General features: G+C 66.7%; 23 protein-coding genes and 2 pseudogenes. 18 read left to right on the forward strand and 7 right to left on the reverse strand.

What is annotated here, in order from left to right; translation table 11 throughout:
• Window positions 1-526 precede the first annotated feature (526 nt).
• Together A7X97_RS18680 and A7X97_RS18685 are read left to right on the forward strand one after the other, a co-directional pair.
• Window positions 527-1168, forward strand: coding sequence for a hypothetical protein (locus tag A7X97_RS18680; protein WP_088496110.1), 642 nt, complete (start codon window positions 527-529; stop codon window positions 1166-1168).
• A gap of 61 nt (window positions 1169-1229) precedes the next feature.
• Entirely contained in the window at window positions 1230-3005 is a 1776-nt protein-coding gene (locus tag A7X97_RS18685) for a serine hydrolase domain-containing protein (protein WP_245885064.1), read from the forward strand.
• A gap of 18 nt (window positions 3006-3023) precedes the next feature.
• Here A7X97_RS18685 and A7X97_RS18690 read toward each other — a convergent pair whose 3' ends face one another.
• Window positions 3024-3416 (reverse strand): DoxX family protein, encoded by a 393-nt coding sequence (locus tag A7X97_RS18690; RefSeq protein WP_019660763.1) that lies wholly within the window; start codon window positions 3414-3416, stop codon window positions 3024-3026.
• 118 nt (window positions 3417-3534) lie between these two features.
• On the opposite strand from A7X97_RS18690, the gene A7X97_RS18695 reads away from it, so the two are divergent.
• Together A7X97_RS18695 and A7X97_RS18700 are read left to right on the forward strand one after the other, a co-directional pair.
• Complete coding sequence (locus A7X97_RS18695; RefSeq protein WP_111008293.1) at window positions 3535-3954, forward strand: H-NS histone family protein; 420 nt, start codon at window positions 3535-3537, stop codon at window positions 3952-3954.
• Window positions 3955-4003: 49 nt separating this feature from the next.
• Window positions 4004-4411, forward strand: a complete 408-nt coding sequence (locus A7X97_RS18700; RefSeq protein WP_111008294.1) for a hypothetical protein — start codon at window positions 4004-4006, stop codon at window positions 4409-4411.
• Window positions 4412-4434: 23 nt separating this feature from the next.
• On the opposite strand, the gene A7X97_RS18705 is transcribed toward A7X97_RS18700, so the two are convergent.
• Window positions 4435-5076, reverse strand: coding sequence for a glutathione S-transferase family protein (locus A7X97_RS18705; RefSeq protein WP_111008295.1), 642 nt, complete (start codon window positions 5074-5076; stop codon window positions 4435-4437).
• 464 nt (window positions 5077-5540) lie between these two features.
• Here A7X97_RS18705 and A7X97_RS18710 point away from each other — a divergent pair, with 464 nt between their 5' ends.
• Complete coding sequence (locus A7X97_RS18710; RefSeq protein ID WP_005419568.1) at window positions 5541-5993, forward strand: PA2169 family four-helix-bundle protein; 453 nt, start codon at window positions 5541-5543, stop codon at window positions 5991-5993.
• 253 nt (window positions 5994-6246) lie between these two features.
• Window positions 6247-7434: a CmlA/FloR family chloramphenicol efflux MFS transporter gene (gene cml, locus A7X97_RS18715; RefSeq protein ID WP_111008296.1), complete on the forward strand. Its 1188-nt coding sequence runs from the start codon at window positions 6247-6249 to the stop codon at window positions 7432-7434.
• A 69-nt stretch (window positions 7435-7503) separates the two neighbouring features.
• Here the strand turns inward: cml and A7X97_RS18720 are convergent, their stop codons facing one another.
• Window positions 7504-10854, reverse strand: coding sequence for an autotransporter domain-containing protein (locus A7X97_RS18720; protein ID WP_111008297.1), 3351 nt, complete (start codon window positions 10852-10854; stop codon window positions 7504-7506).
• Between the two features lie 174 nt (window positions 10855-11028).
• On the opposite strand from A7X97_RS18720, the gene A7X97_RS18725 reads away from it, so the two are divergent.
• From A7X97_RS18725 to A7X97_RS18735, 3 genes are all read left to right on the forward strand, one after another.
• The gene (locus A7X97_RS18725) at window positions 11029-11547 is read left to right on the forward strand and encodes an SLOG cluster 4 domain-containing protein (protein WP_111008298.1); all 519 of its coding nucleotides are present in this window, start codon (window positions 11029-11031) and stop codon (window positions 11545-11547) included.
• A gap of 91 nt (window positions 11548-11638) precedes the next feature.
• Window positions 11639-11839 (forward strand): hypothetical protein, encoded by a 201-nt coding sequence (locus tag A7X97_RS18730; RefSeq protein WP_072167240.1) that lies wholly within the window; start codon window positions 11639-11641, stop codon window positions 11837-11839.
• A gap of 104 nt (window positions 11840-11943) precedes the next feature.
• A complete protein-coding gene (locus A7X97_RS18735) occupies window positions 11944-12294 on the forward strand; it encodes a VOC family protein (protein WP_111008299.1) in 351 nt (116 codons plus the stop codon).
• 125 nt (window positions 12295-12419) lie between these two features.
• Here A7X97_RS18735 and A7X97_RS18740 read toward each other — a convergent pair whose 3' ends face one another.
• Window positions 12420-12722, reverse strand: coding sequence for a KGG domain-containing protein (locus tag A7X97_RS18740; RefSeq protein ID WP_072167238.1), 303 nt, complete (start codon window positions 12720-12722; stop codon window positions 12420-12422).
• Between the two features lie 181 nt (window positions 12723-12903).
• Between A7X97_RS18740 and A7X97_RS22275 the strand changes: the two genes are divergently transcribed.
• Window positions 12904-13038, forward strand: coding sequence for a hypothetical protein (locus A7X97_RS22275; RefSeq protein WP_255299123.1), 135 nt, complete (start codon window positions 12904-12906; stop codon window positions 13036-13038).
• A 4-nt stretch (window positions 13039-13042) separates the two neighbouring features.
• Here the strand turns inward: A7X97_RS22275 and A7X97_RS18750 are convergent.
• A pseudogene (locus tag A7X97_RS18750) lies at window positions 13043-13243 on the reverse strand (MarR family transcriptional regulator); the annotation flags it as partial.
• On the opposite strand from A7X97_RS18750, the pseudogene A7X97_RS18755 reads away from it, so the two are divergent.
• The 3 genes and pseudogenes from A7X97_RS18755 to A7X97_RS18765 form a co-directional block, all read left to right on the forward strand.
• A pseudogene (locus tag A7X97_RS18755) lies at window positions 13237-13452 on the forward strand (S41 family peptidase); the annotation flags it as partial. The pseudogenes A7X97_RS18750 and A7X97_RS18755 sit on opposite strands and share 7 nt — an antisense overlap.
• Window positions 13453-13550: 98 nt before the next feature.
• Window positions 13551-14444 (forward strand): NAD-dependent epimerase/dehydratase family protein, encoded by an 894-nt coding sequence (locus tag A7X97_RS18760; RefSeq protein WP_072167234.1) that lies wholly within the window; start codon window positions 13551-13553, stop codon window positions 14442-14444.
• Between the two features lie 211 nt (window positions 14445-14655).
• Window positions 14656-17187 (forward strand): methyl-accepting chemotaxis protein, encoded by a 2532-nt coding sequence (locus tag A7X97_RS18765; RefSeq protein ID WP_061478109.1) that lies wholly within the window; start codon window positions 14656-14658, stop codon window positions 17185-17187.
• 77 nt (window positions 17188-17264) lie between these two features.
• Here A7X97_RS18765 and A7X97_RS18770 read toward each other — a convergent pair whose 3' ends face one another.
• On the reverse strand, window positions 17265-17651 hold the full coding sequence (locus A7X97_RS18770) for a DUF2628 domain-containing protein (RefSeq protein ID WP_014648516.1): 387 nt from the start codon (window positions 17649-17651) through the stop codon (window positions 17265-17267).
• 214 nt (window positions 17652-17865) lie between these two features.
• Between A7X97_RS18770 and A7X97_RS21970 the strand changes: the two genes are divergently transcribed.
• Window positions 17866-18036 (forward strand): hypothetical protein, encoded by a 171-nt coding sequence (locus A7X97_RS21970; protein WP_181452461.1) that lies wholly within the window; start codon window positions 17866-17868, stop codon window positions 18034-18036.
• Window positions 18037-18096: 60 nt separating this feature from the next.
• On the opposite strand, the gene A7X97_RS18775 is transcribed toward A7X97_RS21970, so the two are convergent.
• Window positions 18097-20130, reverse strand: a complete 2034-nt coding sequence (locus tag A7X97_RS18775) for a TonB-dependent receptor domain-containing protein (protein WP_111008301.1) — start codon at window positions 20128-20130, stop codon at window positions 18097-18099.
• A 496-nt stretch (window positions 20131-20626) separates the two neighbouring features.
• Between A7X97_RS18775 and mdoH the strand changes: the two genes are divergently transcribed.
• The 4 genes from mdoH to A7X97_RS18800 are packed head-to-tail and all read left to right on the forward strand — an operon-like array spanning window position 20627 to window position 25051.
• Window positions 20627-22552: a glucans biosynthesis glucosyltransferase MdoH gene (mdoH, locus tag A7X97_RS18785; protein ID WP_072167230.1), complete on the forward strand. Its 1926-nt coding sequence runs from the start codon at window positions 20627-20629 to the stop codon at window positions 22550-22552.
• A gap of 50 nt (window positions 22553-22602) precedes the next feature.
• Window positions 22603-23262, forward strand: coding sequence for an alpha/beta hydrolase (locus tag A7X97_RS18790; RefSeq protein ID WP_080376908.1), 660 nt, complete (start codon window positions 22603-22605; stop codon window positions 23260-23262).
• Between the two features lie 3 nt (window positions 23263-23265).
• Entirely contained in the window at window positions 23266-24309 is a 1044-nt protein-coding gene (locus A7X97_RS18795) for a sensor histidine kinase (RefSeq protein ID WP_181503449.1), read from the forward strand.
• A gap of 10 nt (window positions 24310-24319) precedes the next feature.
• Window positions 24320-25051, forward strand: coding sequence for a LytR/AlgR family response regulator transcription factor (locus A7X97_RS18800; RefSeq protein WP_061478104.1), 732 nt, complete (start codon window positions 24320-24322; stop codon window positions 25049-25051).
• Window positions 25052-25149 lie beyond the last annotated feature (98 nt).

A 25149-nucleotide genomic window follows, 5' to 3' on the forward strand; every position in this document is an offset into this window, starting at 1 on the left:
TCGCTAGCCCGACGGCGGCCGCCGCAGTTGCGATCTCACCGCGAAGGTTGCGCCCTCCCTCGTGGTGCGGCCGCGACGCGATCGCGTTGACCGTTGGCCTTGGTGTATCTGCAGCGGAACCTGAGCCCACCGCCGGCGAGCTTCCGCACATCCGGGCAGCCCACACCATGCGACGCTGGATCCAAGGCCCGTTTGCCGATCGGCAAGGTGGCCAGTCCGTTCTCTCCGAGCATTCCCTTCATTGCGCCCATTGGCGACCGCTCGGCGACCTTTTGTCAGCGGAAGGAGGTGCACAAAGATGAGCGAAGATGGTCGCGGGGCCTGGGAATCAGCCGCGTGGACTACGGCCGGAAGGTCTGTGGAGGCGCGTGGAAGCGCTGTAGAGGTCCCATACTCCGTCGATTCCAGATTCGAATCGTGATGGGCCCCCACGCGACCTCGCACGACTTGTTGCAGATCTCATTGCCCCCGCCCCCCACGCACCCTGCAGCGTCGGTACCATCTGATCCGCACACAGGGATCGACCATGCCCAACACCGATACACCGGTGGAAGACTTCGCCACCGAAATCGAAGACAGCCGGCACCTGTTCGCCTGGTGCCTGGTCCACTATGGCCAGGTGCCCGAGGCGCAGGCGCTCGAACAGGCACGGAAGCGCTATCCCGACCAGAGCCCCGGCCGCGAATACGAACACGCGCTGATCTTCCACGACGAGCCCTGGCACTGGGCGATGCTGCACGTGAAGGGCGAAGGGTATTGGCAGCAGCACCCGGAACTGGCGCATCCGTCGCTGGACTACGAAGCCGAATCGGACGCACTGTGCCTGGCCCGCGGTGAGCAGGTGCCGCTGCTGGATGAGGACGAGTACCTTGGCGCGCTTGCGCATGCACGCCACATGCGTGCATGGACGCTGGTCCATCAGGCGGGTCGTTCGCCGGATGAAGCGCGCCAGGAGGCGCTTGGCCACTACGCGTATCATCCGCGCCATCATCGCGGGCGATTTCAGGTTCACGATCCGCGTGACGGCTGGTGCCATGTGATGAGCGCGTTGCATGGCAACGACTACTGGGCGCGACCCGAGCTGCGGGAACCGCCACAGGCCTATTGGAGCGAGTCCCGCGCCTTTGTTTTGGCGCAGGGAATCCGCTTGCCGCCCCCTCCGGGCTGAGGCCTGCGCAGCCGGCGAAGGTGCAGCTTCATCGATCACCGCACTCTGTGCCGAATGACACATGGCCTGCCATTTCTGCTGGCGGGAAGATGGCGGCATCCTGAAGTGGAGTGATCTGATGCCTGGTACGCTCAGTCGTCGCACCTTCCTGGCCAACGCCGCTGCCGTTCCGGCGGCCACGCTCATGCCCACCGGCGTTGCTGCGGTGACGCAGCCAACCGTCACCACTGCGAGCCTGATCGACGCGGAACGCGGCGTGATCCGCTCGGCCATGGACGGCAGCGGCATCGGTGCCGTTGCCGTCTGCCTGGTCGAAGGCGGGCAGGTGCGCTGGACTGAAGGCTTCGGTCACGTATCAGGCCAGGGCAGCGTGCCCGTAGACGCCAGCACGATGTTCAGCATCCAGTCCACCTCGAAGAACTTCGCGGCGGTGGCGGTGCTGTTGGCCGTGCAGGACGGCATCCTTGATCTGGACGCGCCCATTACCCGCTATCTGCCGTCGTTCACGGTGCGCAGCCGCTTCGAGCATGCTCCACAGGGGCGCATCAGCCTGCGCCTGCTGCTTGCCAATCGCGCGGGATTCACGCACGAGGCGCCACTGGGCAACAACTACGAACCGGCGTCGCCGGGCTTTGATGCGCACGTCCGCAGCATCTCGCAGACATGGCTGCGCTTTCCGGTGGGTACGCGCTATCGCTACTCCAACCTGGGCTTCGACCTTGCCGGTCATGTCCTTGAGCAGGTTGCGGGCATCAGCTATCCGGCCTGGCTGCAGCGCCGGATCTTCGAGCCGCTGGGAATGCACGACAGTACGGCCGATGCGTCGGTCTACCTGGCAAGCAAGGTGCGGGCACTGGGAACCCAGGAAGGCCATACGCAGGTACCGCCGGTGACGCCGCTGGTGGTGTCGGGAGGCGTGTGGACCAGTGCCGCCGACATGGCGAAGTATCTTGGCTTCCTGCTCGGTGGCGGCCGATCCGGTGCGCAGCAACTGCTTGAGCCCCGTCTCTGGGACGAGATGCATGGTTTCGGCCTGGGCGGCGACTACGGGCTCGGTGTCATGCGCAGCGAACGCCTCTACGGCAGTACACCGGTGCGGCTGCTGCACCACCGCGGCGGGGGCTTCGGATTCGGGTGCGTGTTCACCTACTGCAGGCAGGCAAACGCTGGATTTGCCGCGATGTTCAATCGCGCGACGTCTGCGGGGTACGGCATCGGCGAGCGTCTGCTCGATCAGCTGTTGTCGGCGCGTTTCGGGCCCCGTCAGCCGCGTGTGCCCCTATCAAGCCTGGCGCCGATCAGGTTGACCCAGGACCAGATGCAGCAGATGGCGGGAAGCTGGATCGGGCGCAGCGGCAAGGCGAAGATCGGGGTTGCCGGAAACGGGGAGCTGCAACTGCATCGAGGGGCGCACGCCGAGGGTACCCGCTTTGCGGCCATCGACGGCGATCAACTTTTCACTGTGGACACCGATGGAGAGGTTGCGACGTACCGTTACCATGCGGCGACGGACATGCTGCCGGCGTACCTGGAATGCAGCAACGGCGAGGATGGCCTGGACCAGAACGATCCCATCGATGGGCCCACCGGGCCGCAGGCGCCCCATTGGCAACCCTGGCTGGGACGCTATCGCGTTGACCAATGGGGCAAACCATCGATGTTCGTTGTGCTGGAGCAACGACACGGCTGGCTGTACATCGATGGCATCCGCCTGGTTGCTGAGGTGGAGCCAGGATTGTTGTTCACCAGCGATGGCGAAGCGGTGGATTTTCGCGGCTCCCAGCCGACATGGCGCAACCTGCGCCTGCGGCGCGTCGCGCCCATGGGCCAGGGGTGATGGCGGCATGCCGCGCGCTCATCCGCGCCGCCCACGCCCATCGATGCTGTAACGTCCCGCCCCGGTGCACGCCAGCAGCAGGAAGCCGCCGGCGAGGCCCAGGTTCTTCAGGAACATGATCTGCTGGGTCTGGTCGGCGAAGTTGTGGTGGAAGATGAAAGCGGTGACCAGGCTGAAGCCTGCGAGCACGACCGCCACCAGCCGGGTCTGGAAGCCGAGCAGGATGCACAGGCCGCTGCCGATTTCGAACGCGATGGTCGGCCAGAGCAGGATGCCGGGTACTCCCATTGCCTCCATGTAGCCCTGGGTACCGCTGAGATCGCCGAGCTTGCCCAGCCCGGAGACCAGGAACAGGGCCATCAGCAGGATGCGTGCAAGCAGGTAGGCGAGCGAATGCGATGAAGTGCTCACGTCGAGGTCCTCGGAGATGGCCGACGCAGGCGATCGGAGCCCACCGGCGGTGAAGCCCGTGTCTACGCGCCGGGCAGGGCGCCTTGACAGCTGCCGCGCTGCAGTAGACCTTTCCCGCATGACGATCGATATTGAATCGCTCAGCCTTCGCGAGCTGGGTGCCCTGGTGGTTGCCGCTGAACGGCGGAAACAGCTGATTTCCAGCCGCCGTCCGGCCAGTGCGGTGCGGCGGATGCTGAAGGCCGCCGCCGCCGAAGCCGGCTACACCCTTGAAGAACTCTTTGGCGGCCAAGCCTCGGAAACACCTGCGCCCGCCCGAAAAGCCGTCCGCCGTAAATCCGGCAAAGTCGCGCCCAAGTATCGCGACCCGGAATACAAGCGCCTGACCTGGACCGGTCGCGGGCGCATGCCGCGCTGGTTGGCGTCCAAGGTGTCGATGGGCCACAAGGTCACCGATTTCCTGATTCCTGGCTTGGCCAGGCCGACCGCTGGCAGGACCAGCACCATCGGCAAGCGGACCGTCATCAAGAAGGGATGACGCTGCAGCACTGCTACCCTGCCCGGGTCTTTCAACCAAGGAGCACGGGATGGCACACGAGAGTGGCATGACGATCACGCCGAAAGCCCTGCACGCCGCCGCAGTGGCGGGCATGTTGGTCAGCCTGCTGGCCTGGGCGGTGGAATGGAGCGGGATGGCCTATGTCTGCCCGTACTGCCGCGTGCAGCGCACGGTCATCGGCGTGCTCGGCCTGCTGACGCTGTTCGCGCGCCCGGGGAGCCTCATCGTGCCCTGGTTGTCGTACACAGCGGGTGGCTTCGCGTTCGTGGTCGCAGCGATGCAGCACTTCAACGGTTGGAAACGCATTTCCGCAGGCGACTTCAGTTTCAATGAGCAGTGGTACATCGACCCTTGGCTGTTGTCGGGCTGCGCAATGCTGATCCTGGTGGCGCAGCTGATGCTGGTGCAGGCCACCTGCCGGCGCAGCTTGCGCTGAGTGTTTCCACGCATGGCGTGGAACTACCCGTTCTGGAACACCGCCAGCTGCGCGGCGAAGGCGCGCTGGTAGGGGGGCCGCTGCGTCGCGCGGGCCACATAGGCGGCCACCGTCGGATACTCGTCGAGCAGCCCGCTGCTCTTCAGGCGCAGCAGCACCGAGACCATCATCAGGTCGCCCACGCTGAAATCGCCGTCCAGCCACGGCGCCTTGGCCAGCCATGTCGACAGTTGCGCCAGTCGCGCCCGAACCCGCTCATCCAGCAGCGGCAGCCGCTGTGCGTACCACGGCTGCTCGCGCTCCAGCACCCAGGCCATGGAGCGCTCAACGATGGGGGGCTCCACCGTGTTCAGCGCAGCGAACATCCACATGATCGCGCGCATGCGGGCGTCCGGGTCGCGCGGCAGCAGGCCGGGGTGCTGTTCGGCCAGATGCAGGACGATGGCGCCGGATTCGAACAGGGTCCGGTCGCCCTCCTGCCAGGTGGGAATCTGCCCGAACGGATTGCGTGCCAGGTGTACGGGCTGCTTCATCTCGGTGAAGGTGAGCAGTTGTACGTCATAGGCTACCGACAGTTCCTCCAGTGCCCAGCGCACGCGCATGTCACGGGCCAGGCCCTGGCCACGGTCGGGGGAGGTGGCGAAGGCGGTGAGGATGGGAGGCATGGGGTCCGCAATCAAGGAGGGCTTTGATGATCTGACGAGCGAGTGTGCCGGAAATCGACATGGGTGTCGGTGCTCTGCACGTCGCCTGCACATGTCCTGCACGCACGCACCGTCGCCGATCCATCAGTCTGCCGGGGTCATCCGCAGAGACAGGTAGCAGGCATGAATACTCCCGGAAAACCGAAACCCAGTTGGCGCCAGAGAAACGTGCTGATGGGAGCGATCGCCGCGGTCCTGGTGATCGTACTGATCATCCTTTTCGTACCTTGGTGAGCCTGCCCGGGCTCGCTCGATGTGATCCACGCGCCACTGTGGCGTGAAGCAGTCAGTGCGGGTTGAGTGACGTGATGTGCGTATCAATCGCTGCTCACCCGGGAACCACACAAGCATGTCCACAGTGGATACGCAGGCAGCGCAGTCGAAGCTGCTTTTCTCCCCTGAAACGAAGATACAGGAGCAACGCCATGAGCACCCAGTCCACCATCGAACATCGCCTCAACGACCTGATCGAGATCGCTCGTGACGGCAAGTCGTTCTATGAAGAAGCGGCGACCAAGGTGAAGGATGCCGAGCTGTCGGCCTTGTTCACCCGCATCGCCGGCGTCAAGGGCCGCATCGTCGCGGCGCTGAGTGGTTCGGTGGCTGCCAGCGGCGGCAAGCCGGCCGAGCATGGCACCGTGGTGGGTTCGATGCAGCAGTTCTACGGCAAGGTGCGTGCAGCCTTCGGTGACACCAACTATGGCTATGTGGCCGAGCTGGAAGAGTCGGAGGACCGCCTGCTGGGCGCGTTCAAGGACGTGCTGAAGGACAACGAGCTGCCGCCGGCGGTACGCCAGGAAGTCACCCAGCTGTTGCCGGAAGTGCAGGAGTGCCACAACGTGATGCGCGCGCGCAAGCATGCGATGAAGGCGGCCTGACGATCAGCGGCGCCCCACTCCCCAGGGTCGCCGCGGCCGGGGCGGCACCGCTGCCCCGGCCACCCTGAATCGGTCGCTGCTACACTCTTGCCGGTTCCGCACTGCCAACAATGAGCACCATGAACAACGGGAACGGTCCGCAGACAGTTCGCTGAGCCGCAACAACGATGCAGACGTTGTTGCGGTGAACATCCCTGCGATGCATGCGAAGTGGATGGATCACCGCCGGACTCAATCTGGGCGGAGACTCCCCATGTTCAATCGACAGGCCCCGCGTTGGGCCCACACCCTGCCATCGGCCATTGCGCTGATGGCGCCGTTCGACCTCCTGGCCTCGCTGGCCATGGATATTTATCTGCCTGTAGTGCCCTTGATGCCCGGCGCGTTGGGAACATCGCCTGCGCGGGTGCAACTGACGCTGAGCATCTACCTGCTGGTGCTCGGCGTCGGCCAACTGCTGTTCGGCCCATTGTCCGACCGGATCGGGCGCCGCCCCGTGCTGTTGCTGGGGGCGCTGCTGTTCACCGTTGCCTCGTTTGCGCTGGCGCTGTCCAGCAATAGCGTGATCTTCCTGGCCTGGCGCACAGTGCAGGCGATTGGCGCGTCGGCAGCGCTGGTAGCGACGTTTGCCACCGTCCGCGACGTATACGCGGATACACCGCAGGGGGCGTCCTTGTATGGACTGTTCGCTTCGATGCTGGCCTTCGTGCCGGCACTGGGGCCGATGCTGGGTGCACTGGTGGCTGCGGCAGCAGGCTGGCGTGCGATCTTCGTGCTGCTGGGTGTGCTTGGCCTGATCGCCGTCCTGCGCGCGCAACGCCTGTGGAAGGAAACCCGACCCGCAGGGCGCAGGGACGCTGGACCGGCACTGCAGAAAATTCTTCGCAGTGGTGCCTTCTGGGTCTACACGCTGGGATTCAGTGCCGCGATGGGCACGTTCTTCGTGTTCTTCTCGATCGCACCGCGCGTGCTGGTCGAGCGCATGCAGTACTCCCAGATCACCTTCAGCCTGGCGTTCGCGACGGTGGCACTGGTGATGATCCTCACGTCGCGCATGGCGACGACGTTCATCGCGCGCTGGGCGGTGCCTGGCACATTCGTGCGTGGCCTGTGCGTGATGGTGGCGGGTGTGTTGTTGATGGCGCTCGCTGCGGAGTTGCCACTGTCATTCGCCAGCGTCGTGCTGCCCATGTGGGGCATCGCGGTGGGGCTGGTGATGGTGGTTTCGGTAGCTGCCAACGGCGCGTTGAGTGAATTTGCCGATGCGTCGGGTATGGCGGTGGCGCTCTACTACGCGATGCAGAGCCTGATCGTGGCCTGCTTCGGAACACTGGCTACGGTGCTGCTGCCAGGCGATACGGTATGGCCGCTGGTGGCGTATGGGCTGTTGCTGCCAGTGGCCAGCCTGGTCGCCGCGGCGATGTTGCGCGGCCGCCGCTAGCCTCGGCCAGTGGAAAAAAGGGGCGGCCATGAGGCCGCCCCAATCTTTCATGAGAACACGTGACGGGAACTAGAACCGCACCGACCAGCGCACATTCGCACTGTGGTCGCGGCTTTCACTGCCGTACTGGCCGCTGTAGCCCAGTTCCAGCTGCTGGCGCTCGGTCAGCCAGGCCGACAGGCCCAGTTCGGCCACCACCGCGTTGTCGGCGATCGGCGCGCCGTTGACCGCAAACGTCGTGCTTCCGTTGGCGAAGGCCAGGTTGGCGACCTGGCTGCGATCACCGGAAGCGCGGCGATAGCCGACGCCACCGCGCAGGTGCAGCCAGCTCTCCTGCTGGAACGAAGCCTTCAGTCCCTTGTCGAAGCGCAGGCCGGCAGTGGCGATCGTGGTTCCGGTATCGTCCACCTTGCCCTGCAGTGCCGCTGCTCCGCCGCGTTCGTTGACGCGCTTGAGGTCCACTTCGACACGTGCGACCTGCAGGTAGGGCTCCAGCCCGGCTTCCGGCCCACCGAAGCGGTAGCCGGCTTCGATGAAGGCTTGGCGGGTGCGGGCGTCGTAGCGCGCGCTCAGGCTGTCGCTGAAGCCTGCGAAGGCGACATCACGCGTGCTCTTCACCTCGTGCTTGCTCCACGCCACACCACCGCGCAGGCCGAAACCGCCCCAGTTGTGGCTGGCGTAGGCACCGAAGTGCGTGTTGTCGATCTTCGACTTGGCGCGACGCTCCTGCTGCTTCACGTCGGTGCGGCCCGTACCGGCCAGCACGCCGACCTGCCAGCCGGAGAACCCGCGGTCGATGCCGACCAGCAGGCCGTTGCTGTTGGCTTCGGTGCGGGCAGTGTTGACGTCACCGTCCAGCTTGCTGTTGCCACCGATGGCCTGCACCCATGCACCCGTCGCGTCACCCACGTCGCTACCGGGTGCGGCGGCGCCGGCACGGCGTGACAACGCGGCATCGCGCACGTAGCGGCTGCCCTCGACCAGGGCGATGGCCGTGGCCGGATGCAGCTCGCCGCTGAGGCCATCGAGCGCGCCTCCAACCTGCTGCGGGAACAGCTGGGTCAGTGGTTTGGGCAGGCCCTGGGCGATCGGCAGCAGGTCGGCGGCGGCCGCCACGGCACGCTGGTTGGGCGTGTGCGCGGCGGTGGTCAGTGAAGCGCCACGGGCGACGTCGATGCGCGTGCCGTTGGTGCCGTAGGCCAGGCTGAACTGCAGGAATGGGGAGAACGCGCTGAAGTCGGTTTTGGCGAACTGGCCGTTGATGCCTCCGTCGGCACGCAGGAAGTTGAACTGCTCGCCGAGGTAGTACACACCCGGCTCCGGCAGCGCGACCAGCGTGCCGCCAAGGGTGGCGGTGCCGGTCACGTGCAACTGGTCACTGCGGCCACCCGGGGCCAGCTCGGCGGCATAGACGCCGGTGGCGCCCTGCACGTAGTTGCCGTTGATGGTCAGCGTGCCGATCGAGTTGCCCGGCGCGATGAGGCCGTCCACGCGGGTATTGCCGAGCGTGCCGACGCCCTTCAGCAGGCCATTGGCGCCGACCGTGGTGGTGCCGCCGGTCTGCGTGCCGTTGAAGGACACCACGCCGCCGTTGATCACCAGGTTGCTGTTGTTCAGCACGCCGCTGGCGCTGACCGTGCTCACGCCACCGGTAGTGGTCAGTGCGGTGGAGACCAGGCTGCCGTTGAGCAGCAACTGGCCGCCCTGTACTTCGACCGCCGATGCAAGCGTGTTGGCGCCGTTCAATTCCAGCGTACCGTCCTGCAGTACCGCGCCGTTGAAGCTGTTGTTGCCGCTCAGGCGCAGCCAGCCGATACCGGATTTGGTCAGCTTGCCAGGGCCACCGATGTCGTTGGTCCAGTTGTCCCAGGCATCGCCTTCCCAGACTTTCAGGCCGCCGGCCTTCTGGTTCATCACCACGTTGGTGTCCACGCGCAGCGAGCCGTAGCCCTCGATGGCCTTCTTCAGGTCCACCATGCCCCAGCCGTAGATCGGATCGATGCCTGCTGCACCCAGGTCGCGTGCGGTGGTCAGCAGCACGTCGCGCACCTGCGCGTTGTCCAGATAGGGGAAGCGCTCCATCAGCAGGCCGAGCGCGCCGGTGATGTGCGGCGCCGCCATCGACGTGCCGGTCTTGGTGCCATAGACGTACTGGGTGTTCTCGCTGTCGATGATCAGCCGCACATAGGCGGAGGTGTTCTCGACGCGGCCCTGGATATCGCCGGACACGATGGTGCTGACGATGTCGGTGCCGGGTGCCGAGATGCACCAGTTGGCGGCAACGCCGCAGATACTGGAACTGCCATCGATCACATAGTCGGTTTCGCCCGCAGCGGCGTTGGGCCGGCGGACGTTGGCGACCGCGAGCCAGTACGGTTCCAGTTCGGGCTTCCAGCGCGGCATGGCGGCCGTGATTCCGGCGACGGCGCCGCTGCCGTTGCCAGCCGACCACACCTGGATGAGGGTGGAGCCCGGGGTATCGCCATTGCTGGCGTAGATGCTGCCGTACACGCCGTAGTCGGCACCGATGTTGGCGTACTGCTGGTCCAGCGCGGCGGCGGTCATGTTGCGCGTGGAGATGCCCCAGCTGTGGTTGATGGCACGCACGCCCTGCGCCTGGATCTGTGCATACATGTCCAGCGTGGCGGCGTCATCCGGATCGGTGCGGTACACCGCGCGCGGGCGATAGTACTTGTCCGGATCCAGGCGCCACTCATAGTAGGTGTCGCCGAACACGCGGGCGGCGGTGAGATCCGCACCAAAGGCCACGCCATGCATGCCGGTGCCATTGCGGTTGGCGCCGATGGTGCCAAGTACATGCGTTCCGTGGTCGGCGTAGCTGAAGCCATAGGGCTGGCCGGCCGCGATGAGGCGTGCCGCGAGTGCGGCCGGAACGCCGGCACCGAGGCCGTAGTAGTTGTAGCCGGGCTGTTCGCCGCGGGTCTGCCCGCAGGCACCGGTCCCCGCGACCACACCCGGCGTCGCGCAGTGGGCACCGATAGTGATGCTGGAGGTATTGCGTCCTGCAAACTCCGGATGCGCCAGCGCGGAGCCCGAATCGAAAAGCGCCAGGCGTACGCCCTTGCCGGTCAGGCCGCGTGCATAGGCGTAATCCGCGCCCATCGCAGCCAGGCCCCAATCGGCGTTGAATTCATCGCTGCGCCAGCTGGCGGGATCGCCCGGGTTGCCAAGAACGGCGGTGCTGCTGGCGGCAGGCGCAGCGGTTGTCGCTGCGGGTGCCGTGCTGGCAGCGGGCTGCGCCCACGCGGCCTGCAGCTGGCGCTGCTGCTGCCAGGCCTCGAGTGATTCGCTGGCCATGGCTGGCAGTGCGGTGGCCAGCAGCAGCGAGCTGGCGACGGCAAGCGCCAGCGGGCGGTGCGACAGGGAGCGGGACGAACGGCCGTACAGCGGGTGATTCATCGGACAACTTCCTTGGTTGACGGACATCAAGGCCGTTAACGTCAAGGCGTGGCGATATCCCCCAGCAATGTGAAAGGGATTTTATGAACGCGTTAATGATTTGTGATCGGTGCATGACGTGGTTCCGCCGGGCCGGGCACCGCGACCTTTCTTTCCGAGGCCTTGGAGCCGTCCATGCGTAACGCATTGCGTAAACCACAGTTGGCGATATTGGGTAGTGCCGATCCTGGCAGCGACGCGTTCGAGCGCGCAGCTGAAGCAGGACGTTTCCTGGCCGTGCAGGGCATCACGCTGGTCAGCGGCTGTGGCAGTGCCGCTACGCGGGTAGCTGCCGAGCAGGCGGTAGCCGCCGGTGGCCAAGTGCTCAGCGTGATCCCGGAAAGCGGCATGCCGGCAGCCGATTGGCCCGCCACGGTGGTGGTGCCCTGTGGCATGGGCGATGCGCGCAACCTGATCATGGCCCTGGCCGGTGATGCCTGCACCGTGATCGGCGGGCGCGCCGGTACGATCTCGGAGGTTTGCCTGGCCTGGCTGCACAAGCGGCCGCTGCTGCCGCTTGTCGGGGCCGGTGGCTGGTCCGATGCGCTGCCGGACAACCCGCCGGACGAGCGCGGCAATTCGCCGATCCTGCCGTGGCGCAACGTTGATGAGTTGGCCGGGCAGCTGCGTGTGCTGGGGTTGCTGCACCGCTGAGTCGAGCGGCATCGGCCTTCACCCAGCGTCCCGTGTGCAGCGCTAAGGTGGCCCGGCCTGGGATCACCAGGCTTATCAAGGAGCGATGTCGATGCGTACTTTCGGGAAAGTGATCGCCGGTGTTGTGTTCGCGTTGGCCTGCAGCGGCTCGGTGGCCCTGGCCGGACCGGTCCAGCCCTGCGATCTACCCTGCTGGAAGGCTTACCAGGCATGTGTGTCCGGTGGTGGTGATGCCATGGAATGCCAGTACGAATACGATCGATGTGTCATGGAGCGCTGCGGCGCGGTGTAAGCCCAGCCATGCTCGGCTGAAGACGGGCCCCGTCCGTGACGGGGCTCTTCTGTTCATGCGCAAGGTCGGGCAGTCTCGACACATTCTTCCTGGTGGAGTGGAACATGGCCGTCAAGCGTGTCGTCGCCAACATCGCCACGCCCGATCCCTCACGTGCCGCTGCGTTCTATGGCGAGCTGCTCGGCATGTCGGTGGTGATGGACCATGGTTGGATCGTCACCCACGGCGGGCAGGGCAGTGCGCAAGCGCAGGTCAGCTTCGCCAGCGAAGGGGGCTCGGGCACGCCGGTGCCGGACCTGTCGATCGAAGTGGACAATCTGCAGGACGTGCTGCAGCGCATGCGCGCGGCCGGCATCGCGCTGGAATATGGCCCGGCCGACGAACCCTGGGGCGTGCGGCGCTTCTTCGTCCGCGATCCGTTCGGTCGGCTGTTGAACATCCTCGCCCACGCCTGAGCGGTGGATGGTGCCTCGCCACGCCTGACGGTGCGCGCGGGACGATGACCGTCTACCGGCGTGCTGGCCCTGCTCGCGGCATCCGGGCTGCTCCGGCAGCCCAGGCGCGCCTGAACGCGCCGCGGTCAGCCCTGCTGGCGTTGTGAACCGTCCCTCGTTGGCGTCGCTTCGGCCGCTTGCCGCTGCTGCCGTGCATTGGCGTGGCGAGCGTGCCCGCCTTCGCGGCCGATCGCTGCCATGTGCTGTCGGTTGCGGCTGATCGCCTCGCCGCCCTTGCGGCCGGCCACGCGTGCCTCGGCCGGGCTGAACTCGTGTGCATTGCCGGACGCATGCGCGGCGCGTCCTCCCTTCGCGGCGATCGCGCGCTGCTTGTCCTGGTCCATCGAGGCGAAGCCACGATGGGAAGTGCCGTGGTGCTGGTCGGCCATGGGAAGGCTCCCGTTGCATGGAAGGGAAGCTCATCCTTGCCGGTGCCCGGCTAACGGAGTGTCCGCACCGGTGCGGCTGCCTTCACGCCGCACCGTACTGCTTTTCACGGCGCAGGTACGCCGCTGCGCGCATCGCCCTGAGTGGCTAGGACGAACTGCACCCTTCACCCAGGCCGGCGTGATGGGCTCGACCGAAGAGGAGTACGTGCTCGGCAATACAGCCCCTTTGGCCGCGCAGTGCCGCACGATGGAGCTGCGCCTGGGCAACGGCGGCTGGACCTTCCCCAGCGAAATCGAAATGGCCGCAGAGCAGTAAGGCTTCAGCGCCGGCGGGCGTCCTGCAGGCGCTGCGCGAAGGGCCGCTGTGCGAGCGCTGCAAGGGCGTCGCGCAGTACCTGCTCCAGCGGCTGGCCCAGATCGGCATCGAGGCTGCGCGCCGCTACGGCAGTGGCCTGCCATTGCGCCTGCAGCGCAGGCATCGCGCGCTGTGCGCGGGGGCTCAACTGCAGGATGGATTGTCGGTACGCGCAGTGGCGGTGCCGCGCATATGTTTGGTGATCCTGTGCTGCTGCCCGATGGCTATCAGGTCAGTATTCCCGACCGGCAACCCATCAATCTGCGCACCGGTGGAAACTGGGAACGTACTGGCGTGAGGCCTGATGTGGCCGGCGGCGACGATCCGCTGTTCATCGCGCGGCAACTGCTGGCGCCTGCGAAGTCGTCAAGATGAACGCACGATTGCATGGCTGTCCTATCGCGGATGCGCGATTGCATGCCTAGAATCGAAGCATCCCGGTAGTTCCCGGGCGCTTCGAGTGAATGGACTCAATGAAGATTCTGTTGACCGGCAGTTCCGGCCGCATCGGGCGCGCGATCTTCGGTGCGTTGGCGGCTGCCCACGAAGTGGTGGGGCTGGACCGCAGTCCGTTTGCCACCACGCGCATCATTGCCGATGTCAGCGATCGGCAGGCCGTCGCGCGCGCGGTGCAGGGCGTGGATGCGGTCATCCATACCGCGGCCCTGCATGCCCCGCATGTCGGCCTGGTGCCGGATGCGGTGTTCCAGCAGATCAACGTGGAGGCCACCGCACACCTGCTGCAGGCGGCACGCGAAGCCGGTGCACGGCGCTTCGTGCTGACCAGCACCACTGCGTTGTATGGCCATGCCGTGGTGGCCGGTGGCTGCCGTTGGATCGACGAAGACACCGAGCCGCTGCCGCGCACGATCTACCACCGTACCAAGCTGCAGGCAGAGACCCTGGCCGAAGCCGCCGCCACGCCGGGCTTCAGCGTTCGCGTGCTGCGCATGGGCCGGTGTTTCCCGGAACCGCCCGAACGGATGGCGATGTTCCGCCTGCATCGCGGCATCGACGCCCGCGATGTGGCCAGCGCACATGCTGCACTGCTGCTCGACGAAGGCGCCCGGTTCGCGCGCTACCTCGCCTGTGCCCCGACGCCGTTCCGGCGCGAGGACTGCCTGGAGCTGGCCACCCACCCGCGTAGCGTGCTGGCCCGTCGCGCGCCACAGCTGCTGGCCGAATTCGAACGCCGTGGCTGGCCGCTGCCATTGAGCATCGACCGTGTCTACGACAGTGCCCGCCTGCGCGGCGCGCTGGGCTGGAAACCGTGCTTCGGGCCCGACGACGTGCTTCAGCAGTATGCCGTCGGCAGCATCGAGGTACTGCCGCGGGCACAGTGGATCAAGGACCGCGTGGCCGAGTGAGGGCATCGCGAGGGGGGGGCGCTGAGCCGAGCCTGAGCGGATTCAGGAATGTGCAGGCCGCCCGCCTCAACCTCGTTGGCGGGCGGCCGCTAACCCAGTGCGCTTCCAGCGCCGGGCGCGCCCCGGCGGCCGGTGGCCTGCGCGACGGATCGCGCGCCTGCGCGGTGCCCTCGTGGTGCCGGTCGTCCTGAACTGCCTTGCGGACCCTCCCATGTCTTCTTCCCGCTCTGCCGCTGCCCAACGCCCGGGCAGCATCGCCCACAAGTTGATGCTGGGCACCGCTGTGATCGCGCTGCTGTGCTTCGGCCTGACCGCCTTCCTGATCTACCGGCAGGCCAGCGCCAGTCTGATCAGCGCCTCGCGCCAGACCATGACCAGCGAGGCCAACGCTGAGGCACGCCAGGTGGCGGCTGATCTGGGCACGGCTTTCGCCAGCAATGACGCCATGGTCGAGGCCGTGCTGGCCCAGCGTGCCCGTGGTGACATACCCGACCGCGCCAGCCTGGCGGCGGTGCTCGGCGAACAGCTGCGTGCTCATCCTCAATGGCTGGGCAAGAGCACCATGTGGGAGGCCGATGCCTTCGACGGCAAGGATGCGGAGTTCGTCAATACCGAAGCACACGATGCCACCGGCCGCTACATGAGCTACTGGGCCTGGCAAGACGGCAAACCGCAGCAGTCGGTGATGACCGACTACACCGAGACTGCCAGCGGTTCCGGTGACTGGTACATGGTGCCCAGCCGCGACAAGCTGCCCAAGGTCAGCGAACCTTACGCCTATGACATCGCCGGCCAGAAGGTGCTCATGAGCACCCTGAGCACGCCGATCATCGAGAACGGCAGATTCCTGGGCGTGTTCACCGTCGACTTCTCGCTGGCAGCGCTGCAGAAGCACCTGTCAACGCTGAAGCCGATGGGGGCTGGCCGCGTCGAACTGCTGTCGCCCAAGGGCGTGGTGCTGGCCTCGGCCAATGCCGCCGAGATCGGCAAGCCGCGCAACGATGCCCTGACCCGCAGCATGCTGGCCGACATCGCCGCCGACCGTCCGTTCGAGGCCTTCAGCCCCGACGCGGCCGGCAACGTACGCGTGTATGTGCCGCTGCGCGTGGGCGACGCCCCGCAACGCTTCGCGCTGGGCGTGGTGATGCCGCATGCGGTGATCGTGTCTGAGGCACGCCAGCTGCTGTGGCTGACCCTGCTGGTCGGCGTGATCGCCGCGCTGACCCTCAGCGCCGGCGTCTACGTGCTGCTGCGCCGCCTGGCGATCCGCCCGTTGGCCGAAGCGGTACGCGTGGCCGGTGATGTCGCCGCCGGCAAGCTGGACAGCACGCTGCCGGCGCGCAGCAACGACGAAGTGGGGCGCCTGCTGGACGCAATGCAGGGCATGCGTGGGCAGTTGCAGTCGGTGATGGCTGCGCAGGCCGAAATGGCGCGCCGGCACGATGCCGGTGAACTCAGCTATCGCATGGATGCTGCGGCCTTCCCGGGCGAGTACGGCCGCATGGTGGCCGACAGCAACCAGCTGGTGGCCTCCAGCAACGCGGTCACCCAGCGCCTGGTTGAAGTGATGCAGCGCTATGCCGTGGGCGACCTCAGCGTGGACATGGAAGTGCTGCCGGGCGAGAAGGCGGTGTTCACTGCCGCAATGGCGACCACCAAGCGCAACCTGGCCGCGATCAACGAGCAGATCCAGCAACTGGCCGCCGCCGCCGCCGCCGGTGACTTCGCCGTGCGCGGTGATGCACTGCGCTTCGAACATGATTTCCGCCGCATGGTGGAGACCCTGAACACAATGATGCAGGTCAGCGACCACAACCTGGCGGCACTGTCGACGCTGCTGCGCGCGATCGCCGCCGGTGACCTCAGTGCCCGCATGCAGGGCGACTTCCACGGCGTGTTTGCGGTGATGCGCGACGATGCCAACAGCACCGTGCAGCAGCTGACCCAGATCGTCGGCCAGATCCAGCAGTCGGCGGCCAGCATCCGCCTGGCCGCCGGTGAGATCGCCGCCGGCAACAGTGACCTGTCGCGCCGCACCGAGCAGCAGGCCGCCAACCTGGAGGAAACCGCCGCGTCGATGGAAGAACTGACCTCCACCGTGCGCCAGAACGCCGACCATGCGCTGCAGGCAAACACGCTGGCCGGTTCCGCAGCGGGCGTGGCCAGCGAAGGCGGCCAGGTGGTCAGCCAGGTGGTGCACACCATGGAGCAGATCGAGGCGTCTTCGCAGCGCATCGCCGAGATCATCTCGGTGATCGATGGCATTGCGTTCCAGACCAACATCCTGGCGTTGAACGCCGCAGTGGAAGCGGCGCGCGCCGGTGAACAGGGCCGTGGCTTCGCAGTGGTGGCCAGTGAAGTGCGGGCGCTGGCGCAGCGCTCGGCGGGTGCTGCCAAGGAGATCAAGGAGCTGATCGACGCCTCGGTGGCCCAGGTCGGTGCCGGCGCGCAGCTGGTGCATGGTGCGGGGCGCACCATGCAGGACATCGTCGGTCAGGTCGGCCGGGTCAACGAGATCATGGCCGAGATCTCGGCCGCGTCGCGCGAACAGTCTGCCGGCATCGAGCAGGTCAACCAGACCGTAGTGCAGATGGACGAAACCACCCAGCAGAACGCCGCGCTGGTGGAGGAAGCCAGTGCCGCCGCCCGTGCGATGGAGGAGCAGGCCGAGCAGCTGGCAGTGGCGGTGTCGCGCTTCCGCCTGCAGGCCGAGCCGGAGGGCATGGCCCGCCGCGCGGCCTGATGCCGGAAACGAAGACGCCCGGCGGCTGCCGGGCGTCGCATGCATCCTTGCCGCGCATCCTGCGCAGGTCTGATGGCTCAGAACATTCCTTCAAACGGATTCCAGCTGGCGCGTCCTTCCACCTTTTCCAGGTAGTAGCTGTAGTTGGTGCTGGAGGCGACCAGCAGGTTCATGGCGATGAACAGCATGCGCCCGACGACATCCGGCAGGAACATGCTGACGATGGCCAGCGCGATGTTGATGCCGATCACCACCAGTGCCTTGCGCCACATGCCGAGAATCAGCAGGTAGATGGCACCGAAGAACAACGCGAAGAAGTTCAGGTTGATCTTCAGGCGGTCACCAAAGGACAGTGCCTTCCAGGCCTGCTTGAAGCCGGGGTTCTTGGGGGCGCCGTGCTGGCGGAAGAAGTTGAAGCGGAACTGCCACTTCGGGCTGAACTGGGACAGGTCGGTGGTATTCATTGGGAAACATCCCTGTGAGAAAACGTTTTCATGATAGGACAAGTCCTATTCAGGATCCAAGCGCTAGCGTCAAGAATGTGACGCCTGCCTTGTTCCCGCGCCTGCGGCCAAGCGCCGCGCCGTCACCCGCCCGCCTCGTTTTTAGGATAGGGTGCGCAGTTCCGCTGCCGCCCCGGCTGAACCCGTGCGGCGGCGGGATGTCCATGGAGGTTGCATGACCACAGCTGCTACACCGGAAAACGCACCGGGACCGGTGCTCCTGCCGACACCTGAAGTGGTGCAGGCACAACAACTGCTCGCACGCCAGCAACTGGCGGTGGCGATGGACCGTGCGCGCACGGCCGCCACGCGGGATGCGGCACCGGCCGCGCTGGAACGCGAGTAACCCGCAACACCGTCGATCGCGCTGGCATGTCGCCAGCGCGATCACGGCGCGTGCCGCCGGTCAGAACCGCGCGGTCATGCTCAGGAAGTAGCTGCGCCCGGCGACGAAGTAGTCGGTGGAGCCTTCCGCATACAGCTTCTTGTCGGCCAGGTTGCTGACGCCACCGCGCAGGGTCAGCACTTCGTTGACGTTCCATGCCGCGGTCAGGTCATACAGCGTATAGGCCTTGAGGAAGGTCGTGGCGGTGCCGGTCTGCCTGCCGGTGTACTGCGCCGACAGGCTGCCGGAAAACACCGTGCTGGGCGCCCAGTCCAGCGACGAATAGCCGGAGAACTCCGGTGTATCGATCAGGTTGCGGCCGGTGGTCAGGTTCCTGGCTTCCTTCATCCAGGTCGCCGAGGTGCGCCAGCGCCACTGCTCGCCGAAGCGGACGTTGAGGTTGCCTTCCATGCCGCGAGTGCGCGCGCGCTGTACGTTGCTCATGCGCGTCCACCAGATGCCGTTGAACCGGCCCAGCGGTGCGTACTCGATCTTGTTCCGGAAGTCGGTGTGGAAATAGGTCACGCCGACATCGATCAGGTCATTGTCGAAGCTGATGCCGATCTCGCGATTGGTGCTGGTCTCCGGATCGAGGTCCGGGTTGCCGGCCATGTAGCACCCGCCGCGGGTATAGCCCAGCGGAATCAGCGAGGTGCAGCCGCGGCCCCCGGACTGGGTAGCGGCACTGGCCGAGTTCTCGGTCAGGCTGGGCGCACGGAAGCCCTTGGAGACGCCACCGCGGATCGTCCATTGTTCGGCAGGGTGCCAGACCAGGTACGCACGCGGGCTGACGTGGCCGCCGAACTGCTCGTGATGGTCCAGGCGCGCGCCCACGGTCAGGGCCAGGGTGCGGTGCAGTTTCAGCTCGTCCTCGGCAAACAGCGCCCAGGTGTCCACGTCCAGAGTGGAGCCGCTGACCGCGTTGCCGGCATAGTCGATCGGCGCGCGGCCGATGGTGTCGGTGTTGGTCAGCTCCTGCCGCTTCCATTGGCCGCCTACGGCGAACTGGTGTTCAACGCCGAGGGTGAACGGCGTGGTCAGGCTGCCCTCGATGATCGTATCGGTCGCTTCGGAACGGCCGGCAGCACCGATGTCGTTCCTGTACTCGGTCCAGTACGCACTGATCTTCGAATTGCCGAAGCGCCACTTGCCATCGTGGTTGAGCGCCAGCGAGCTGCGCTTGAGCTCACTGGCACCCCAGGCACCTTCGTCCTGCTTTTCCAGCGACGCATCGATGAAGGCCTGCTGCACGCCGTGCCCGGCTTCCAGCGACAGTTCCTGTGCGTCGCTCAGCTTCCACTGCAGCAGCGCATCGGCGTTGCGGTCCTTCTCGCCGGCATAGGCGTTGCCGTAGACACCGCCGTTGGAGCGGTCCGAACCACGGCGCATGCTGTTGGCACCGATGCGCAGGCCGAAGCGTTCGCCCAGCGGTCCGGAGAACGTGGCGCCGATCTGCTGGGTATCGCCGCGCTTGCCGTCAGCCGGGCGGGTGTAGCTGTGGGTGGCGCTGCCGTTCCATTCGTCGCCGATGCGCCGGGTGATGATGTTGATCACCCCGCCCATCGCATCGGAGCCATACAGCGACGACATCGGCCCGCGCACCACTTCGATGCGCTCGATCTGGTCCGGCGAGATCCAGTTCAGGTCCTGGCGGCCGAGGTCGGGGCGATAGTTGGTCGAGGCCGAGCTGCCCATGCGCTTGCCGTCCACCAGCACCAGCGTGTAGTTGGACGGCATGCCACGCAGCTTGATCTTGGACTGCTCGCCGACGGCGCTGAGGCCGCCGGTCACGCCCGGTACGCGGCTGAGCAGGGCGGCCAGGTCCGGTACCGGCTGGCGCTCGATGTCCTCACGACTGATCACGCTGATGCTGGCCGGGGCATCCTTGATCCACTGCTGGCTGCCTGAAGCCGTGACCACCACGGTATCCAGGTCCTTGGTGGAGGCATCGGCGGCGGCCTCTGCGGCGGCCAGGCCTGGCAGGGCCAGCAGGCAGGCGGTGGCCAGGCGGGTGCGCGGCAGGCGCGCGGAACGGGAACGGGACGACAGGGACATGACGGCTTCCATGGGAGGTGGGGTGACCCGGTGGAAGCAGCAGGCGCAGGCAGACAGCAGGCAGCCCCCCCTTCCGTGGGTCGTCGGGTGCGCGGTCTGGACCGGCGCAGCTGGGTGGGTCGCGGCCGCGCGGAAGACGGTGACCTGCCTGGTTAATTAAATGATAACCGTTCGCGTTTGTTACGATCCAGTACCGGGGGCGATGCAGTGACATCTGGCCATGCCCTGGCGTGATCGCCTGCTATTTGCTGAATGGGGACAAATCCCGGTGTAGACCTTCGCACCCGGCTTACATTCTGGGCCCTAGACTGGGCCGCATTTTCGATTCCGCCCCGTTGGAGATCGTGTGGGTTCCGGTAGTGACAGACATCGACTGTGCGGCGTGAGGCCGACACAGCCAGGACAAGTGCGGGCGCCGGGAAAGCGCGCCGGGAACCTTGGTGCATGCAGCCCGGCCGGGATGGCCGGCCGTGCCGACGGCGCGGAGTAAGCGACGATGGGGGTGCAGACCATCCAAGCGGAAGCAGGAACGCCCCGGCTCGATGCCGGCTGGGCGCTGCTGCCCGCTGAATCGCCGTTGCCGATGCCCGAACAGACCCTGCGCGAAGGCGCGCTGAAGGTCCGGCGGCATCGCACCTCGCCGCGCTTGATCGGCCTGCGCCGGCTGTACCTGTTTGGTGGCACGCTCGGCATGACCGCCGTGGCTACGCGGATGATGTGGCGGGTGCTGTCGGCCAATGGCATCAGCGTGCTCGAAGCCTGCCTGCTGGTGCTGTTCGTCGGCCTGTTTGCCTGGATCGCGCTCTCGTTTGCCAGCGCCCTGGCCGGCTTCCTGACCGCTGTGTTCGACCGGGGCTATCGGCTCGGCATCGACCCGGACAAGCCGTTGCCGGCCGTGCACAGCCGTACTGCGCTGTTGATGCCGACCTACAACGAAGACCCGCGCCGCCTGCTGGCCGGCCTGCAGGCGATCTACGAGTCGGTGGCGGCCACCGGCCAGCTCGACCGCTTCGACTTCTTCGTGCTCAGCGACACCCGCCGCGAGGACATCGCCGCTGCCGAGGAACAGGTGTTCGCCGAGCTGCGCGAGCGTGTGCCGGAGGGGCAGACGCGCCTGTTCTATCGTCGACGTGGTGACAACAGCGGGCGCAAGGCCGGCAACATCGCTGACTGGGTCCGCCGCTTCGGCGGTGCCTATCCGCAGATGCTGATCCTTGATGCCGACAGCCTGATGACCGGCGACAGCATCGTGCGCCTGGTGGCCGGCATGGAACACAACGCCGACGTCGGACTGATCCAGACCCTGCCGTCGGTGATCGGCGGCCGCACCCTGTTCGCGCGCATGCAGCAGTTCGGTGGCCGCGTGTACGGGCCGGTGATCGCCCGCGGCGTGGCCTGGTGGCACGGTGCCGAGAGCAATTACTGGGGCCACAACGCCATCATCCGTACCCGTGCCTTCGCCGACCACGCCGGCCTGCCGGCGCTGCCGGGGCGCAAGCCGTTCGGTGGCCACGTGCTCAGCCACGATTTCGTCGAAGCGGCGCTGATGCGTCGTGGCGGCTGGGCCGCGCACATGGTGCCCTACCTCGGTGGCAGTTACGAGGAAGGCCCGCCGACGCTGACCGACCTGCTCGTGCGCGACCGTCGCTGGTGCCAGGGCAATCTGCAGCACGGCAAGGTGGTCGGCAGCCGCGGGCTGCACTGGATCAGCCGCACGCACATGCTGATCGGCATCGGCCACTATTTCACCGCACCGATGTGGGCGATGCTGATGCTGATCGGCATCGCCATCCCGCTGTTCCAGGAAGGCATCGATTTCAACGCCCTGCTGCACCTGTCGCCCAGCGTGTACTGGCGCGCACAGGATGAAGAGCAGGTGGTGCGCCTGTTCGCCGCCACCATGGCGGTGCTGCTGCTGCCCAAGGTGCTCGGCTACCTGGCAATGCTGCTGGACCCGGTCGACCGCCGCGGTTGTGGCGGTCCGATCCGTGCCTTCGTATCGATGCTGGTGGAAACCGTGCTCGCCGCGCTGATGGCGCCGGTGGTGATGTACGTGCAGTCACGCGGCGTGGCCGAAGTGTTGTCCGGGCGCGATTCCGGCTGGGACGCGCAGCAGCGTGACGACGGCGGCATCTCGTGGATGGCGTTGATCCGTGGCTACGGTGGCTTGGGTGTGTTCGGCGCCTTCATGGGCGTGCTGGCCTGGGCGGTATCGCCGTCGCTGGCGGCCTGGATGGCGCCGGTGGTGATCGGCATGGTTCTGGCCGTTCCGGTGGTGGCGCTGACCTCCTCGCGCGGCCCCGGTGCTTTCCTGCATCGCCTCGGCCTGCTCGATATTCCGGAAGAGAACATTCCGCCACCGGTGCTGGTACGCGCCGCGCAGCTGCGGCGGGAAGCGGCCGAGCAACCGCCGCTGTACTGATTGCCCAGCGCCAGCGGCATAATGCGGCTCGAACTTGAAGGAGCCGCATCATGCTGCAAACGGTGGAACAGGAAACCGGCGCCTCGCCGCAGTGGTCGGTGATCTGGTTGCACGGCCTCGGCGCCGACGGCCATGATTTCGCGTCGATCGTGCCGGAACTGGTGCGGCCGCACTGGCCGGCGCTGCGCTTCGTGTTCCCGCACGCACCCGTGCGGCCGATCACGATCAACAACGGCGTGCCGATGCGCGGCTGGTACGACATCGTGGGCATGGACTTCCGCTCGCGCGCCGACATGGCCGGCGTGCAGGAATCGGTGGTGCATCTGGACGCACTGATCGCGCGCGAGATCGAGCGCGGCATCGCGCCGGAGAAGATCTTCCTGGCAGGCTTCTCGCAGGGTGGGGCGATCATCCTGACGGCCGCGCTCTCGCGTACCGCGCCACTGGCCGGCCTGATCGCGCTGTCCACCTATCTGCCCGAAGCCGACAGCGCCACGCGTGTTGACGGCGCGGTGCAGGTGCCGGTGTTCATGGCCCATGGCAGTGGCGACCCGGTGATCCCGCAGGCCGTCGCCGCGCACAGCGCGCAGACGCTGCGTACGCTGGGCCTGGATGTGGCGTGGCACAGTTACCCGATGGCTCACCAGGTCTGTGCCGAGGAGATCCAGGCACTGGGTGACTGGCTGCAGGAACGCCTGGGCGCCGCCTGAGCCATGTCGCCGGCCAGCACACCGCCGTGGATGCCGGAACTGTGCCGCCTGCCACGGCTGGCGGCGATGCTCGGCCTGGCCGAGCTGGTGGTGGTGGTACTGGCGCTGGCGCCGGACGGCAGCCGTCACTGGACCTTCGGCGAACTGCTGTCGGCCAGCGGATTCGCGCTGTGGCTGGCGCTGGCGGTGACCGCCAGCCTGTGCATGCTGCGGCAGACCCTGTCGCGGCTGCCGCCGGTGCTGGGCGCCATTGCGGCGACCGTGCTGGCCACCCTGATCGCGGTGGTCTGCGCCGGCATCGTGCACGCGCTGTACGCGGTGCTGGGCGACAACTTCGCCAGTGGCATCAGCTTCTGGCGTTTCACCCTCGGCAGCGCGGCAACTACGGCGCTGATCGCCGCGCTGGCGCTGCGCTACTTCTACGTAAGCGATCGCTGGGCCGCGCAGGTGCAGGCCAACGCGCGCGCGCAGGCCGACGCGCTGCAGGCGCGTATCCGCCCGCATTTCCTGTTCAACAGCATGAACCTGATCGCCAGCCTGCTGCATCGTGACCCGGCAGTCGCCGAGCGCGCGGTGCTGGACCTGTCCGATCTGTTCCGTGCCGCGCTGGGGGCGGGCGAGGGCGATTCCACCCTGCGCGACGAATGCGAACTGGCAGAGCGCTACCTGTCGATCGAATCGCTGCGCCTGGGCGAACGCCTGCAGGTGCGTTGGCAGCGCGACGAGCCGCTGCCATGGGACCTGCCCTTGCCAAGGCTGGTACTGCAGCCGCTGGTGGAAAATGCCGTGCTGCATGGCATCTCGCGCCTGCCCGACGGCGGCACCATCGAACTGCAGCTGGCGCGCGAGGGCAATGAACTGCAGATCCGCGTACGCAACCCGGCACCCGATCCGCAGGCGCCGGGGCTGGCGCTGGCACGCGGCGCCGGCCATGCCCAGCACAGCATCGGCCATCGGCTGGCCTGGCGCTTCGGCAGCACCGCGCGGATGACGGCTGGCTGGAGCGAGGGCTACTATGCCTGCCAGGTGACAGTGCCGATCCAGTGAGGGAACGATCGTGAGGGTAGTCATCGCCGACGACGAACCGCTGGCGCGCGAGCGCCTGCGCAGCCTGTTGGCGGCACAGGACGGCGTGGACGTGGTGGCCGAGGCCGGCAACGGTGAGCAGGCCCTGCATGCGTGCGCGGAGCTGCAGCCGGACCTGGTCCTGCTGGATATCGCGATGCCCGGGCTGGATGGCCTGGAAGCGGCCCGCCATCTGGCCAGCTTCGAACCCCGGCCAGCGGTGGTGTTCTGCACCGCCTACGATGCGCATGCGCTGTCGGCGTTCGAGGCCGCAGCGATCGACTACCTGATGAAGCCAGTGCGTGCCGAACGGTTGGCGGCGGCGATCGCGCGTGCGCGCACGTTCCTGGCCGGCCGCGGTGGCCGGCCACAGGAGCACAGCGGGCAGCAGGCACGCAGCGTGCTGTGCGCACGCCTGCGCGGCAGCCTGCGCCTGATTCCGCTGGACGATATCCACTACCTGCAGGCCGAGGAGAAGTACGTGGTGGTGCACCACGCGCGCGGCGAGGACCTGATCGAGGAATCGCTGAAGTCGCTGGAAGAAGAGTTCGCCAGTCGTTTCATCCGCATCCATCGCAACTGCCTGGTGGCACGCCACGAGCTGGTGGAGCTGCGTCGGGGCTCGGGCGGGCAGGTGCAGGCGGTATTGCGGCATGGCAAGCAGCCGCTGGAAGTCAGCCGCCGGTGCGTGGCGACGCTGAAGCAGGAACTGCGGCATCTGTGAGTGTTCCGCGCGGCCTGCGGCCGCGACTGCTGCGAAATCAACAGCAACAGCAACAGCAACAGCGGGTTGTCGGCTCTGTGCTCTTATTATTTTATTTT

Origin of the sequence: Stenotrophomonas sepilia (genome assembly GCF_003244875.1) — a bacterium.
GTDB lineage: Bacteria > Pseudomonadota > Gammaproteobacteria > Xanthomonadales > Xanthomonadaceae > Stenotrophomonas > Stenotrophomonas sepilia.